Consider the following 13,776-nt stretch of genomic DNA (forward strand, 5'->3'; position numbering starts at 1 on the left):
CAAATATGCCCCCAGAGTGAGTGGATTTCAGCAGAATTCGACGGATGGCAGTGGATCAAAATGAGCTTTTGAAACCCTCTGAAGCAGGCATTCCAGAGCGGTTCCAGACGCTTCTGTCAAAGACTCTCCGGATCCCCAAAAAACATCTGAATCCGTGACCGCAACCAGCGTTCGCCGGGGTCGTTGTCCTGGGCGCCGCGCCAGGCCATGTGCAGCTCAAAGCTTTGCACGTCCAGCGGAGGGTCTTCGGCCCGCACGCCGCCTGCTGCAGTGAGGGCTTCGGCGGTGTAGTCGGGGACGGTGGCGATGATATCGGTCCCCGCCAGCAGGGTGCTCAGGCCATTGAACTGGGGGACGGCCAGGACCACGTGACGCTTGCGGCCCATTTTTTCTAGCTCGGTATCAATGAACCCGCTCAAGTCACCGGCGAATGACACCAGTGCATGGGGCCGCTCGCAAAAATCGTCGAGGCTCATTGCCCCCGGCATGGTGTCGGCGCGCAACAGTTTGGGACGGCTGCGTCGCAATACCTTGCGCTTGGCGTTGGCGGGCAGGTCGCTGGTGTAACTGACACCCACTGAAATTTCGCCAGAGGCCAGCAGGGGCGGCATCAGGATGTAGTTGACGCGCCGCACCACCAATACAATGCCCGGTGCTTCTGCACGCAAGCGCTTGAGTAACAGGGGCAGCAGGGCGAACTCGACATCGTCCGACAAGCCGATACGGAATACCGAGGTGCTGGTGGCCGGGTTGAACTCTGAAGCTCTGCTCACCGCCGTGGAAATCGAGTCCAGGGCTGGCGACAGCAAGGCGAAAATTTCGATCGCCCGGGCGGTGGGCTCCATGCTGCGGCCGGTGCGCACGAAAAGCGGGTCATCGAACAAATTGCGCAGGCGCGAAAGGGCCGCACTGATGGCCGGCTGGCCCAGAAAAAGCTTCTCGGCTGCGCGGGTCACGCTGCGCTCATGCATCAAGGTTTCAAAGACGATCAGCAAATTCAGATCGACGCGACGCAAGTCGTTACGGTTCATCAGGCAGGCTTCGCTGGGGTTCAACAGGTAGTGAAGTAACGGATCTTACTGGCAAAATTGTTTTTTCGTCACTGTGTAGATTTTGTTTCTTACTGGTGTGCGCGATGTTTAGCACCTGTTTATTGCGGTTTTACTGGCTTTTCAGGGGGCACGTCTGCTTGCAACCTGTCTGCGGATCAATGTCAGGCATGTCGACTATTAATGCTGTCTGTTAGTCTTGCGCACAAAGCCCGGATAAAGTCCCGTGGTATTAGCGATTAATTAGGCGAGGTTTGTAATGTCGCGCACGATCCGTTTTCACAAGTTTGGCCCGGCCGAGGTGCTCAAGTGCGAAGAGCACGAAGTCGCCGCGCCTGCGCCTGGCGAAGTGCAGGTCCGTGTCCAGGCGATCGGCATCAGTTGGTATGACGTGTTGTGGCGGCAAAATCTGGCCCCTAGCCACGCCCGTTTGCCTGCGGGTATCGGTCATGAAATGGCAGGCATCGTCACCGCTGTAGGCGACGGTGTGGATGATCTGGCGATTGGTGACAAGGTTGCCAGCTTCCCGGGCCAAAGCGCCAACGACTACCCAACCTACGGCGAGCTGATCTTGATGCCGCGCTCAACGTTGACCCGTTACCCGGACGTGTTGTCTGCGGTTGAAGCCAGCGTGCATTACACACCGTTGTTGATTGCCTATTTTGCTTATGTCGATCTGGCGCAGGCCAAGCCGGGGCAAACGGTGTTGATTACCGATGCCAGCCACTGCGCCGGGCCGTCCTTTGTGCAATTGGGCAAAGCCCTCGGCCTTAAAGTCATTGCCGCGACCAAAGATGCAGCGGAACGCGAGTGCCTGCTGAGCCTGGGCGCTGACAAAGTGATTGTCACCGAAGAGCAGGACTTGCTGATGCAGGTCAACAAGATCACTGACAACAAAGGCGTGGACGTTGTGCTCGATGGCCTTGGCGGCCCGCAAATGTCTGTGCTGGGTGACGTTCTGGCGCCCCGTGGCAGCCTGGTGCTGTACGGTTTGCAAGGGGGCAATCAAACGGGCTTCCCGGGTTGTGCGTGCTTCCAGAAGAACATCAAGTTTTTTGTGCATTGCATCGGTAACTTCACCGGCAAGCCGGAACTGGGCATCGCCCAGGACGAGGAGGCCATGAAGCGCGCCTTGCGCGACATCAACCAGCTGACTGCTGACCGTGTGCTGTTGCCGCTGGAGATAAAGGTTTTCCCTTTCGAAAACTTTGTTGAGGCCCATCGCTACATGGACGATTGCCCGTGCCGCGGACGAGTCGCGCTGCAACTGACCACGGACTGATGTCACGCGGTACACCGAGTACCCAAAAATGCCCCTGGACACGACGTCCCGGGGCATTTTTTTTTGTTTGGCTAAAACTCTTGGACGCGACCACTGCGATGACCCGGCGCGGACAAGTGAATTTTAGCAGAGGAAAAAGCCCTTAAATCAATTCATAAGGATGCGCTCTATAACGATTTGTATTTTTTTGGAGGTGCTTTTGTAGGGCTATTCCTATGCGTACGTGCGCCGCGTCTGTTCTGACCTGAAGAGTTGAGGTAAGTGTGGGCGCGTCAAATCGAGCTGCCGATAATGCGTGTCTCGATCTGGAGGAATAACCCATGAATAACTTTCATGAGCAAGCCATGAGCTCTGTCTATCAACAAGTGTTGCACCGACTCCTGGGTTTTTTCAGCCGTTCCGAGCGCATTGCCTTGCAGTTGTTGATTCAACGCTTGTTAGTGGCCGCGGGGGGAGTCGAGCGCATTGAGCGTTACCGGGTAATGGTGGTTCATGAGGGCGGCAAGGAGTGCGCGTATACCTTGGCTTTTTTACGCGCCGCGCAGCTCAGTATTTCAGGGCGCTCGCCGCACACCTTCATTTTGCGCATTGCGATACTGCGCCAACCACGAATGACGGCCAATGTGATGGAGCGTATTCAGGCTCAATGCAGTGAGTTGTTTATGTATGACGACAGCCGTGTGGAATTGCTGTTGGTGGATGAGCAGGCCGCTACCAGGCTGCATAAGCAGGTAGGGTTTGAGAGCCTGTCTTGTGACCTGAATCGAACCCAGGTATTGATGTCGGGTCACCTGACTCACGGTGATGCCAGGGCGACATTTTTGTATGCCGACTTGTTGTCCCGAGCCAAGCTGTACCGACGAGCCAGTAACTGGGGTGTCAAAGTCGATGCGTTGATCGACCGGCGTCCGCCCACTCACCTTGGGCAGTACGTAAGGTGGATTCAGCAGGTTGCAAAGCAGCAGGGGCATAGTCCCAATGGCGAGCACCGTCAGGGTTTTGAAAGTGCGGTCAAGTTGTGCAGCCAGCTGGATGACGACTATAAACAGCTGTTGCGTCTGCCAGCGGCGCCGGGCAGTGAAGCCAGCGCCGGCGAGGGGGCGGGCGATATAAACGTGATTAATGTATTTGATTGCCTGTGCCACGAAATGGATGTGTTGCACTCTCCGGTGCTGGTGTTCATGGAAGGGGCCTGGAATATCAAGGCCCTGAATATTGAAGAGCCCCAAGCTGCAGTCGTTTTGGTGGCGGCCCACGTACACGGTATGCGCGGGGCTTACCAATATGGTGTGGAATACAGTGTGGGAGCCGATGCTTACTTGCGCCGCGCCTCGAGAGAAAACACCTGCAATGACCGGTTTAAAGGCCAGCTGATAAAGCAGCTGGGGGCTGTGTTTGATACGCCCAAACAACTTGAAAAGTTACGCGGTGCCGCCGCGCAGTACCTTAGCAAACTGCATGGGCTTAACGATGAGCAACTGGGGTGTTTGATCTGTTCGCCTTTCGTCAATCAGGCCGATGGCCTTGAACCTTTCCTGCAAAAATGCCATCCCGACAAAGTGCAGCGCATTAAGGATTTTCACCGGGTGTTAATGGGCAACCCCGCGCCGTTGCAGGCGAATGTCGCCTGGCTTGAGTCCATTAGCGGGCTACCCCTGGCGTCATTGCAGGCGCTGTATCACATGCAAAAAATCGACTTCACGCAATGCAATTCCCTGATTGCCAGCTTATGGGCTCACGACCCGAACAAGCAGGCCTGGCACACGGCTCCTGGGATTGAGGCTCCAGATTAAAGGCTCGTCAGCCAGGACGACGAGCCTGCGCTTTGCAAACCGCTCATCCAATAGGATTTGCCAGAGTACTGGGCAAACTGATATCTGTACGCATATCCAGTATCAAAAGCCAGTGGTCCGTTCTGCCCGTGATTTCCAATCCCCTCGAAGACCCGTTTTACTACCTGAAAAACTTCCAGCATGTGCTTGACTGGATTGCCGCCCGTTATGACGACCTTCTAAGTGTCGAGGAGCAGCGGTTTATCGCCGGTTTCGCTGAACTGCCCGGCCCTTCACAAGCGTTGTGGGTACGTATGGTGATGCGCAAGGGGGCGCACTTCAGGGCCAGCAAGCTCAAGTATCCGGAAATCGGTGAGGCTTCACTGGCTGCAGAGCCCTTGGTTGCACGGGGATGGCTGGACGACCAGGCGCCTTTGGCCCTGCCCGAGGTGTTTGATGTGCTGCAAAAGCCAGAAATTCTTGCTCGCTTCAGCGCGCATATTGGCCGGCCCAAAGCCAAAAAATCGGAATGGCTTGATGAGTTGGCGGCCAGCTTTACCCAGCAGCAGAGCCTGGCCCAGTGGCACCCGGCCCTGGCCGAACCGCTATACACCCTTAACCACAGGGCGTTGTGCGATCGTTTGCGCCTGATGTTTTTTGGCAACCTCAGCCAGGGCTGGTCAGATCTGGTACTGGCCGATCTGGGCCTGTTTACGTACGAGAAAGTCGGTTTTAGTCATGAATCGCGAGCACTACGTTCCCGTGCCGATATTGAGGGCTATGTGCACCTGTATGCCTGTCGCGAGCGATTTGAGGTCACTGGGGATGTGGACGATGTACTGCAACCCGTACTCGACTACCAGGCGGATAACCGCTGGCTGCAACGACGACGCGCACGCCTGCTGTTCCAGATCGGTCAGCATCTGGAACGCACAGAAGACTTGAGCCGGGCGCTACAGGTCTATCAGCACAGCCAGCACCCCGAAGCGCGGCAGCGTGGCATTCGCGTGCTGGAGCGTCAGGGGCAATACCAACGGGCGCTGAGCCTGGCAGAAACGGCCCTGCAGGCGCCACTGACTGATGCCGAACACCAGCATTTGCTGCGGATAATCCCGCGTCTGCGACGCAAGCTCGGGTTGGCAGCGGTCGCCCTTTCAAAGCCAAGAGCCCCTGACCGTCTCGACCTGAGCCTGCCACGAGAAGACACCACGTGCGTTGAACTCAAGGTGGTGGCGCATCTGCAGGCCCCTGATGCCCCAGTGCATTACGTGGAAAACACCTTGATCAACGGGCTGTTCGGTTTGCTGTGCTGGCCGGCGATTTTTGCGCCCTTGCCGGGCGCGTTTTTTCACCCGTATCAGAGTGGCCCGGCGGACTTGTTGGAAGATGACTTCTACGAGCAGCGTGCCGCGATGTTCGAGGATTGTTTCGCACAACTCGATGACGGGCGTTACCTGGCCACAATCCGTGCAGCTTACGTGGCCAAATTCGGTATCCAGAGCCCCTTTGTCGCCTGGAGCTATCTGAGTCAGAGCCTGCTTGAAGACGCATTGCTGTGCTTGCCGCCCGCACATTTGAAGTTGTGGTTTCGGCGTCTGCTGCTCGATATAAAAGCCAATCGCACAGGCATGCCTGACTTGATCCAGTTTTTTGCGGCGCAAAAAACCTACCGCATGATCGAGGTCAAGGGCCCGGGTGATCGTCTGCAGGATAACCAGTTACGCTGGCTGGCCTTTTGCGAAGAGCACGCAATGCCGGTAACTGTGTGCTACGTGCAATGGCAGGAGCCGCAGGGGTGAGTTATCGCGTTGCGGTGCGTGCCTTGTGCGAGTTCACGGCCAAGGTCGGCGATCTGGATCTGCGCTTTACGCCGTCACCCACGGCGCAGCAGGGCATTGCCGGTCATCGCACGGTGGCCTCGCGGCGCAGTGCGCTGTACCAGCCAGAGTTGAGTCTTGAAGGCCAGTACGGGGCGTTGACCGTGCGCGGCCGGGCAGACGGCTATGACCCGGTGGCCAATGTGCTGGAAGAGGTGAAAACCTATCGTGGCGATTTCGCCGCAATGGCGGCCAACCACCGCCAGTTGCATTGGGCACAAGCCCGCGTCTACGGCTGGCTGCTGTGCCAAAGTCTGCAATTGCCGCAGGTCAATCTGGCGCTGGTGTACTTCGACATTGTCAGCGAAAAGGAAACACGTCTTCAGGAAACCTGGTCGGCTGCGGATTTGCAGCAGTTTTTCGAGCAGCAATGCGGGTTGTTCCTGGCCTGGGCCGAGCAGGAAATGAGCCATCGCCAGGCTCGGGACGAAGCCGCTCGCAGGCTGGCCTTTCCCCATGAGCAGTTTCGTACCGGGCAACGGGCATTGGCCGAGGCGGTGTACAAAACCGCCAGTACCGGGCGCTGCCTGATGGCTCAGGCGCCGACCGGGATCGGCAAAACCATTGGCACCCTGTTTCCGCTGCTCAAGGCCATGCCTGCGCGGCAACTCGACAAAGTAGTGTTTCTGACCGCCAAGACTCCGGGCCGCAAGCTGGCCCTGGATGCGGCGCAGGTGCTCTATCCCAAGGGGCAGAATGTGCCGTTGCGGGTGCTGGAGTTGGTTGCGCGGGACAAGGCCTGTGAATACCCCGAGAACGCGTGCAATGGCGATTCATGCCCATTGGCCAGAGGTTTTTATGATCGTTTGCCTGATGCGCGTCTGGCGGCGGTCGCCCAGGCCCCCCTCGATCAGCAGACCTTGCGCAGCGTTGCGCTGGCTCACGGGATTTGCCCGTATTACCTGAGTCAGGAAATGGCCCGCTGGGCTGATGTGGTGGTTGCGGACTACAACTATTACTTCGACTTCAGTGCATTGCTCTATGGCCTGGCCCAGGCAAACCAGTGGCGGGTCGCGACGCTGGTGGACGAAGCCCACAATCTGGTTGAGCGTGCGCGGCAGATGTACAGCGCCAGTCTGGACCAGCAGGCTTTCAATAGCGTGCGTCACACGGCACCGGCCGCGCTCGATAAGCCTTTCAAACGTCTGAACCGTGAATGGAATGCGCTGCACAAGGAGCAGGCGGGGGCCTATCAGGTTTACCCCACGCTGCCGGAGAAGTGGCTCACGGCCTTGTCGGCTTGCATCACCGCCATCGGCGACTACTTGAATGATCACCCGCAAGGGCTGACCGGTAATCTGCAAAGCTTCTACTTTGAAACTCTGCAGTTCAATCGAGTGGCCGAACTGTTTGATCCGCACTTTTTGTTCGACGTCAGTCTGCGTGAAGACGGCAAGCGGCGTCTGTCGCAGCTCAACCTGCGCAACATCGTACCTGCAGGTTTTATCGGCCCGCGCCTGGGGAGTGCCCAGAGTAATGTGCTGTTTTCGGCCACCCTGAGCCCGCAGACCTATTACGCCAACTTGCTGGGGTTACCGGCTGACACGGTCTGGATGGACGTCGAGTCACCGTTCAAGGCTGAGCAACTCACCGTAAACGTGGTCAGCCGGATATCGACCCGGTTTGCCCATCGTCAGGCTTCGCTGGAGCCGATTGTCGAACTGATCGCCCGTCAGTTTGAGCAACGGCCGGGTAACTACCTGGCGTTTTTCAGCAGCTTTGATTATCTGCAACAGGTTGCCCAATTGCTCGCCGAGCGCTATCCCCACGTCAGCCAATGGTCCCAGGCGCGGCGTATGGATGAAGCGGCACGCCAGGGATTTCTCGATCAGTTCACCCTGTCGAGCCAGGGCGTGGGTTTTGCAGTGCTGGGCGGAGCCTTTGGCGAGGGTATCGATTTGCCAGGCGCCCGGCTGATAGGCGCGTTTGTCGCGACCTTGGGGCTGGCGCAGTTCAACCCGGTCAATGAACAGATCAAACAGCGGATGGCGGCATTGTTTGGCGCCGGTTATGACTACACCTACCTGTACCCCGGTGTGCAAAAAGTGGTGCAGGCCGCTGGACGGGTGATCCGTACCCAAAGTGATCAGGGCACGCTGTATCTGATTGATGACCGTTTTGCCGAGCCCAAGGTGCAGCAACTCTTGCCTCGCTGGTGGCAATTGGGTTGATGGCCCGACGTTATGGCAAACTGCTGGGACTGTGGCGCATGAGGCGCCTTTTTTGACCCCGGAGTTCCCTGCTATGAGCATCAAACGTTTCGGTACCGGCGCTGTTGGCGCAGGTGGCCAGCCATTGCCTTTCGCCCGTGCTGTAGAGGCTGATGGCTGGTTGCACGTGTCCGGCCAGGTTGCCATGGAAAACGGTGAAATCATCAACGGCGGGATTGTCGAGCAAACCCACAAGACCCTGCAAAACCTGGTCGCCATCCTAGAAGAAGCCGGTTATGGCCTTGAAGATGTGGTCCGCGCTGGCGTATGGCTGCAGGACCCTCGTGATTTCTGGAGTTTCAACAAGGTGTTCGCCTCGTACTTCAAAAGCGAACATGCACCGGCCCGGGCCTGCGTGCAGGCCATGATGATGGTCGATTGCAAGGTCGAGATCGACTGCATCGCCTATAAAGCCAAGCGCTGAAATTTGAGGAGTTGAGTGTGTCGAAGACCTCGAACAACCCGCCGGTGCTCAAAGGTGCAGCCAACCCCGCCGATAACCTGGTTCATGACGTGAGCCTGCCCGCCCTGGTGATTCATCGTGACGCACTGGAGCACAACATTCGCTGGATGCAGGACTTTGTTACCCGTAGCGGCGCGGTATTGGCACCTCACGGCAAAACCAGCATGGCACCGGCACTGTTTCGTCGCCAGCTGGAGCAGGGAGCCTGGGGTTTGACCTTGGCGACTGCGGTCCAAACCTGTGCGGCCTACGCCGGTGGCGTACGACGAGTGTTGATGGCCAATCAGTTGGTGGGACGGGCCAATATGGCCTTGATTGCTGACTTGCAGACCGATCCGGCATTCGAATTTCACTGCATGGTCGACCACCCGGACAACGTGGCGGCCCTGGGCGCCTTCTTTGCCGAACGGGGCCAGCGCCTGAGGGTCATGATCGAATACGGAGTAGCAGGCGGGCGTTGTGGTTGCCGCACCGAGCAGGAAGTCATGGCCCTGGCCGCAGCGATCAAGGCACAGCCCGCATTGGCCCTCACGGGAATCGAAGGCTACGAAGGAGTGATTCACGGAGAACAGGCCGTCGACGGCATTCGCGAGTTTGCGGCTTCGCTGGTGCGTCTGGCCTTGCAATTACACGCCGACGGCGCGTTTGCCCTCGATCAACCGATCATTACTGCCTCGGGCTCGGCCTGGTATGACCTGATTGCAGAAGGCTTCGAGGCCGAGGCGGCCAGCGGGCGTTTTCTCAGTGTATTGCGCCCTGGGAGTTACGTGGTTCATGACCACGGTATCTACAAGGATGCTCAGTGCTGCGTACTGGATCGTCGCCAGGACTTGCACGAGGGCTTGCGTCCAGCGCTGGAAGTCTGGGCTCACGTGCAATCGCTGCCCGAGCCGGGCTTTGCAGTGATTGCGCTGGGCAAGCGCGACGTGGCCTTTGACGCTGGCCTGCCGGTACCGTTAAAGCGTTATCGCGAAGGGGTGTTACCGGCGGTTGGCGACGATGTCAGCGGGTGCAAGATCACGGCGGTGATGGATCAGCATGCCTTTATGACCGTTGCCGCGGATACCCGGTTGCGCATAGGCGACATCATCAGCTTTGGCACGTCGCACCCTTGCCTGACCTTTGACAAGTGGCGCACGGGTTGCCTGGTCGATGAGCAGTTCAATGTGCTTGAGCGCTTTGACATCATGTTCTGATGCGTGTGGGAGCGAGCCTGCTCGCGAAGTTCTCAAAAGCTTCGCGATTCGCTTGTACGAGCCGGCTCGCTCTCACAGGGCTTGTTTCAATCGCGATAAAACACCTGCACAAGGTGATAGCCGAACTTGCTTTTGACCGGGCCGTGTACCACCCGCAGTGGCTTCTTGAAGATGATCTGGTCGATAACGCCCACCATCTGCCCAGGCCGCACTTCACCCAGATCGCCGCCACGTTTGCCCGACGGGCAGGTCGAGAATTTTTTCGCCAGCACATCGAAGGCTTCGCCCTTGGCGATGCGTTGCTTGAGCGATTCGGCTTCTTCGGCGGTTTTCACCAGAATATGGCGGGCTTGAGCTTTCATGTGATCTTTACCTTGAAACTGTAGGGCATAGTGCGCGGCCGCGGATTATGCCTGAGTTTTCGCTTCTGGGCTGTGATACCGCGGCAGGTACAGGCACACACGGGTACCGCAACCGCTCTGACTGTTGATGCTGACATGCCCGCCAGACTGCTGGGCAAAACCGTAAATCATTGACAGCCCAAGCCCCGTGCCCTGACCCACGGGTTTGGTGGTGAAAAAGGGGTCGAAAGCCTTGGCGAGGGTTTGCGGGGTCATGCCCGTGCCGTCGTCACTCACCTCAAGCATCACATAGTCACCTGAACTGACCGCCTCCAGGGTGCTGAGATCACTGGCGTCGAGATAGTGATTGGCTGTTTTGACCACCAGCGTTCCGCCTTCGGGCATCGCATCGCGGGCGTTGATCATCAGATTGAGCAGGGCGCTTTCAAGTTGTCCAGTGTCTGTATTGATGGGCCATATGTTTGGCCCAAGCTCCAGAATCAGTTCAATGTGCGGGCCTGTGGTGTTACTGAACAGGGCCTGCAGCGAACTCACCAGTTGATTGGGATCCAGCGGCTTGCGGTCCAGTGACTGGCGACGGGAGAACGTCAGCAGGCGGTTGGTCAGCGCGGCTGCCCGATGCGCAGAAGACACGGCGGCATCGGCAAAACGTTCGACTTCGTCAATACGCCCAGCTGCGATGTAGCGCTTCATCAGATCCAGGCTGGTGATAATTCCGGTCAGCATATTGTTGAAGTCGTGGGCGATACCGCCGGTCAACTGGCCCACGGCTTCCATTTTTTGCCCATGCCGCAGAGCTTCCTCGGCCCGGGCCCGCTCCAGTATCTCGCGTTGCAGTTGCAGGTTGGCCTCGGCCAGCGCCTGGGTACGTTCGGCCACGCGTTCCTCAAGGGTCTCGTTAAGCTCCAGCAATGCCTGTTCGGTGGCACTGGCCTGCAAGCGTTGGTTGCGCCTTGAACTCTTGGTAGCCATGGTAAGTCCTGGAAGTGAATCACTGGATAAGTCTATTGGATGCCGGATAGCGGCTCAACGCTATCAATGTTGCTGCAAGCCCCGTTCTTGACAGTGCGACTAAGGTCGAATGAGGCTCAGGCTAAGCCTTTCGTACAATTGCGCCCCTTTTTTGGATTGAAGCTTCTCACTTGATACTCAGTGCGCCTTCGATCGTTTTCATCCTGCCTTGATTGGCTGCTGGAGCTTGTAAATGGTTCATCCTTTAACCGTGTTGGCGCAGAGCCGGGTATCTCGCTGGGGTGCACTGGCAGTGTGTGCCGGTTTTGCCGCACAGTCACAAGCCGGCGGTTTTATTGAAGACAGCAGCGCCAAACTGGAAGCACGTACGGTGTATTTCAATCGCGACTTTCGCGATGGCAGCAGCTCAAATCCCCAAGGCGCGTCCAAGCGCGATGAAACGGCGCAAGGCTTTATCCTCAACCTGCAATCGGGTTACACCGAAGGCACGGTCGGTTTTGGGCTCGATGCGCTGGGCATGCTGGGTCTGAAACTGGACTCCAGCCCTGCCGACAGCAACAGCGGCCTGCTACCTTCGACCGACAACGACCCCCGTCGTTCCAAGGATCAATATGCCAAGTTCGGGCTGACGGCCAAGATGCGCGTGTCACAGACCGTGCTCAAGTATGGTGCGCTACTGCCTGACCTGCCGTTGCTCAAGTACAACGATGGACGGCTGCTGCCCAACATGTTCAACGGCGCCATGCTGGTCTCACAGGAAATCAAGGACCTGAAGTTCATGGCTTCGCGCCTTGATCGTTATACCGCCCGTGATTCCACTGACAGCCAGGACCTGCGCCTGAACTGCAAAAACAAACGTTACGCATGCAATATGACTGCCGATCATTTCACGATGTACGGCCTGGACTACAAAGTTAACGAGCGTCTGACCGCGCAGTACCATTACGCCGAGCTGCAGGACATCTACCGGCAGCAATTTGTCGGTTTGCTGGCCAGCCAGCCCGTTGGCCCGGGTGTGTTTTCAGCCGATGTGCGCTTACTGAAAAGTGATGACGCTGGTTCTGCCAAGGCTTCGACCATCGACAACCGCGCCCTGGGTGCCATGCTCGGTTACTCGGTGGGCGGGCATAAAGTCAGCGCGGGCTGGCAGCGCATGAACGGCGAGACGTCGATGCCGTATCTGGATGGCAGCAACCCGTATCTGGTCAACTACTTGCAGGTCAATGACTTTGCCAACGCCCAGGAGCGTTCCTGGCAGCTGCGTTACGACTATGACTTCAAGGCCATCGGGATTGACGGATTGTCGTTCCTGACGCGCTACGTGAACGGCGACCACATCAAAGTGCTTGGCAGCACCGAAGAAGGCAAGGAGTGGGAGCGTGACAGCGAGCTGAAATACATCGTGCAGAGCGGCACATTCAAGGACGTCAGCCTGCGCTTGCGTAATGCGACCTACCGCACCAACTACGCCCAGTTCGCCCGTGACGTGGATGAAACGCGGCTGATCGTCAGCTACAACCTGTCGATCTGGTAAGCAACGCACACAAGCCCGTAAAGACTCTGTTACAGGTCAAGGCCCCAGTGGGAGCGAGCCTGCTCGCGAATGCTTTTCGCGAGCAGGCTCGCTCCCACGGTGGAAGTATAAAGGCGGCGGTTACATCAGCTGCGCACGATACGGCAAGTCCGGGCCGGTTTTGCTGCAGGTGAGGGCGGCGGCGCGGCTGGCGAAGTCGAGCAGGGTGTCGAGTTGGGAGGCACTCAACTGTTGCAGCCCCTCAACGGAGTCCAGCTCATGCTCGGTCAGCCAGGCGATCACTGCTGCCTGGAAGGTGTCACCCGCACCTACGGTGTCAGCAACGTTGACCTGAGTGGCCACAGCCGTGCGCTGGCCATGCTCGCGACTCCAGACGCTGGCGCCCTGGCTGCCACGGGTCAAAAACACCAGTTGGCAGCGATGGTTCAGCCATGAGCAAGCAATCTGCTGCGGATCTTGTCCCGGATACAGCAGCTCCAGGTCTTCATCACTGACTTTGATCACATCGGCATAGGGAATCAGTTCATTGATTCGCTGCCGCCATACCTCAATATCCGGCTCAGGGTTAAGGCGCACATTCGGGTCCAGGCTGATCAGGCGACGTCCGCTTTCGCGCTTGACCAGTGCCAGCAACGTATCGGCAACCGGTTGCACCACCAATGAAAAAGACCCGACATGCAGCCCGCGCACTTCAGGGCCCAATTCGGGTAAATGATGGGTATGCAATTGCCGGTCGGCGCAGCCTTCGCCGCGAAAGCTGTAGGCGGGTGAGCCGTTGGCATCCAGTGCGACCATGGCCAGTGTGGTAGGGGCGTCCATCTGGATCAGGTACTGATCACTGACACCTTCGTCCTTGAGGACTTGTTGGAGGCGCTGGCCCAGATAGTCCGTCGACAACCCGGCAAACAGTGCGGTGTTGATACCCAGGCGCCGCAGGCCCACCGCTACGTTGAACGGCGACCCACCGGCAATGGCTTTGAATTCCACTTTGTTCGCTTGCGCGCTGCCGTCCGCTTGCGCGAAAAAATCAAACAGTGCTTCTCCGCAAATCACATACAT

At 57.9% G+C, this 13,776-nt stretch carries 10 protein-coding genes and 1 pseudogene; 7 read left to right on the top strand and 4 right to left on the bottom strand.

Translation table 11 applies throughout. The features are described from left to right. Positions 1–116: 116 nt before the first annotated feature. Positions 117–1,031 carry a LysR family transcriptional regulator gene (locus TU76_RS14210; protein ID WP_048351900.1) on the bottom strand — a complete coding sequence of 305 codons (915 nt, stop codon included), beginning with the start codon at positions 1,029–1,031 and terminating at the stop codon, positions 117–119. A 277-nt stretch (positions 1,032–1,308) separates the two neighbouring features. Here TU76_RS14210 and TU76_RS14215 point away from each other — a divergent pair, with 277 nt between their 5' ends. The 6 genes from TU76_RS14215 (at position 1,309) to TU76_RS14240 (ending at position 9,849) form a co-directional block, all read left to right on the top strand. After that, entirely contained in the window at positions 1,309–2,331 is a 1,023-nt protein-coding gene (locus TU76_RS14215) for a zinc-dependent alcohol dehydrogenase family protein (RefSeq protein WP_046810108.1), read from the top strand. Positions 2,332–2,651: 320 nt separating this feature from the next. Further along, on the top strand, positions 2,652–4,124 hold the full coding sequence (locus TU76_RS14220) for a hypothetical protein (protein WP_048351901.1): 1,473 nt from the start codon (positions 2,652–2,654) through the stop codon (positions 4,122–4,124). Between the two features lie 128 nt (positions 4,125–4,252). Next, a complete protein-coding gene (locus TU76_RS14225) occupies positions 4,253–5,902 on the top strand; it encodes a VRR-NUC domain-containing protein (RefSeq protein ID WP_048351902.1) in 1,650 nt (549 codons plus the stop codon). Beyond that, positions 5,899–8,151, top strand: a complete 2,253-nt coding sequence (locus tag TU76_RS14230; protein ID WP_048351903.1) for an ATP-dependent DNA helicase — start codon at positions 5,899–5,901, stop codon at positions 8,149–8,151. Before TU76_RS14225 ends, TU76_RS14230 begins: the two co-directional genes overlap by 4 nt. Before the next feature lie 73 nt (positions 8,152–8,224). Then, positions 8,225–8,614, top strand: coding sequence for a RidA family protein (locus TU76_RS14235; protein WP_019827189.1), 390 nt, complete (start codon positions 8,225–8,227; stop codon positions 8,612–8,614). Between the two features lie 17 nt (positions 8,615–8,631). Then, complete coding sequence (locus tag TU76_RS14240) at positions 8,632–9,849, top strand: amino acid deaminase (protein ID WP_048351904.1); 1,218 nt, start codon at positions 8,632–8,634, stop codon at positions 9,847–9,849. 86 nt (positions 9,850–9,935) lie between these two features. Here TU76_RS14240 and TU76_RS14245 read toward each other — a convergent pair whose 3' ends face one another. Both TU76_RS14245 and TU76_RS14250 read right to left on the bottom strand, forming a co-directional pair. Then, a complete protein-coding gene (locus tag TU76_RS14245; RefSeq protein WP_019409622.1) occupies positions 9,936–10,211 on the bottom strand; it encodes a peptidylprolyl isomerase in 276 nt (91 codons plus the stop codon). A gap of 72 nt (positions 10,212–10,283) precedes the next feature. Continuing rightward, positions 10,284–11,135 (bottom strand): annotated as a pseudogene (locus TU76_RS14250) (ATP-binding protein); the annotation flags it as partial. Between the two features lie 280 nt (positions 11,136–11,415). Here TU76_RS14250 and TU76_RS14255 point away from each other — a divergent pair. Beyond that, positions 11,416–12,717 carry an OprD family porin gene (locus TU76_RS14255; RefSeq protein ID WP_048351905.1) on the top strand — a complete coding sequence of 434 codons (1,302 nt, stop codon included), beginning with the start codon at positions 11,416–11,418 and terminating at the stop codon, positions 12,715–12,717. A gap of 120 nt (positions 12,718–12,837) precedes the next feature. Here the strand turns inward: TU76_RS14255 and TU76_RS14260 are convergent, their stop codons facing one another. After that, entirely contained in the window at positions 12,838–13,776 is a 939-nt protein-coding gene (locus tag TU76_RS14260; RefSeq protein ID WP_019827185.1) for a carbohydrate kinase family protein, read from the bottom strand.

Source organism: Pseudomonas psychrophila, from assembly GCF_001043005.1.
GTDB lineage: Bacteria > Pseudomonadota > Gammaproteobacteria > Pseudomonadales > Pseudomonadaceae > Aquipseudomonas > Aquipseudomonas psychrophila.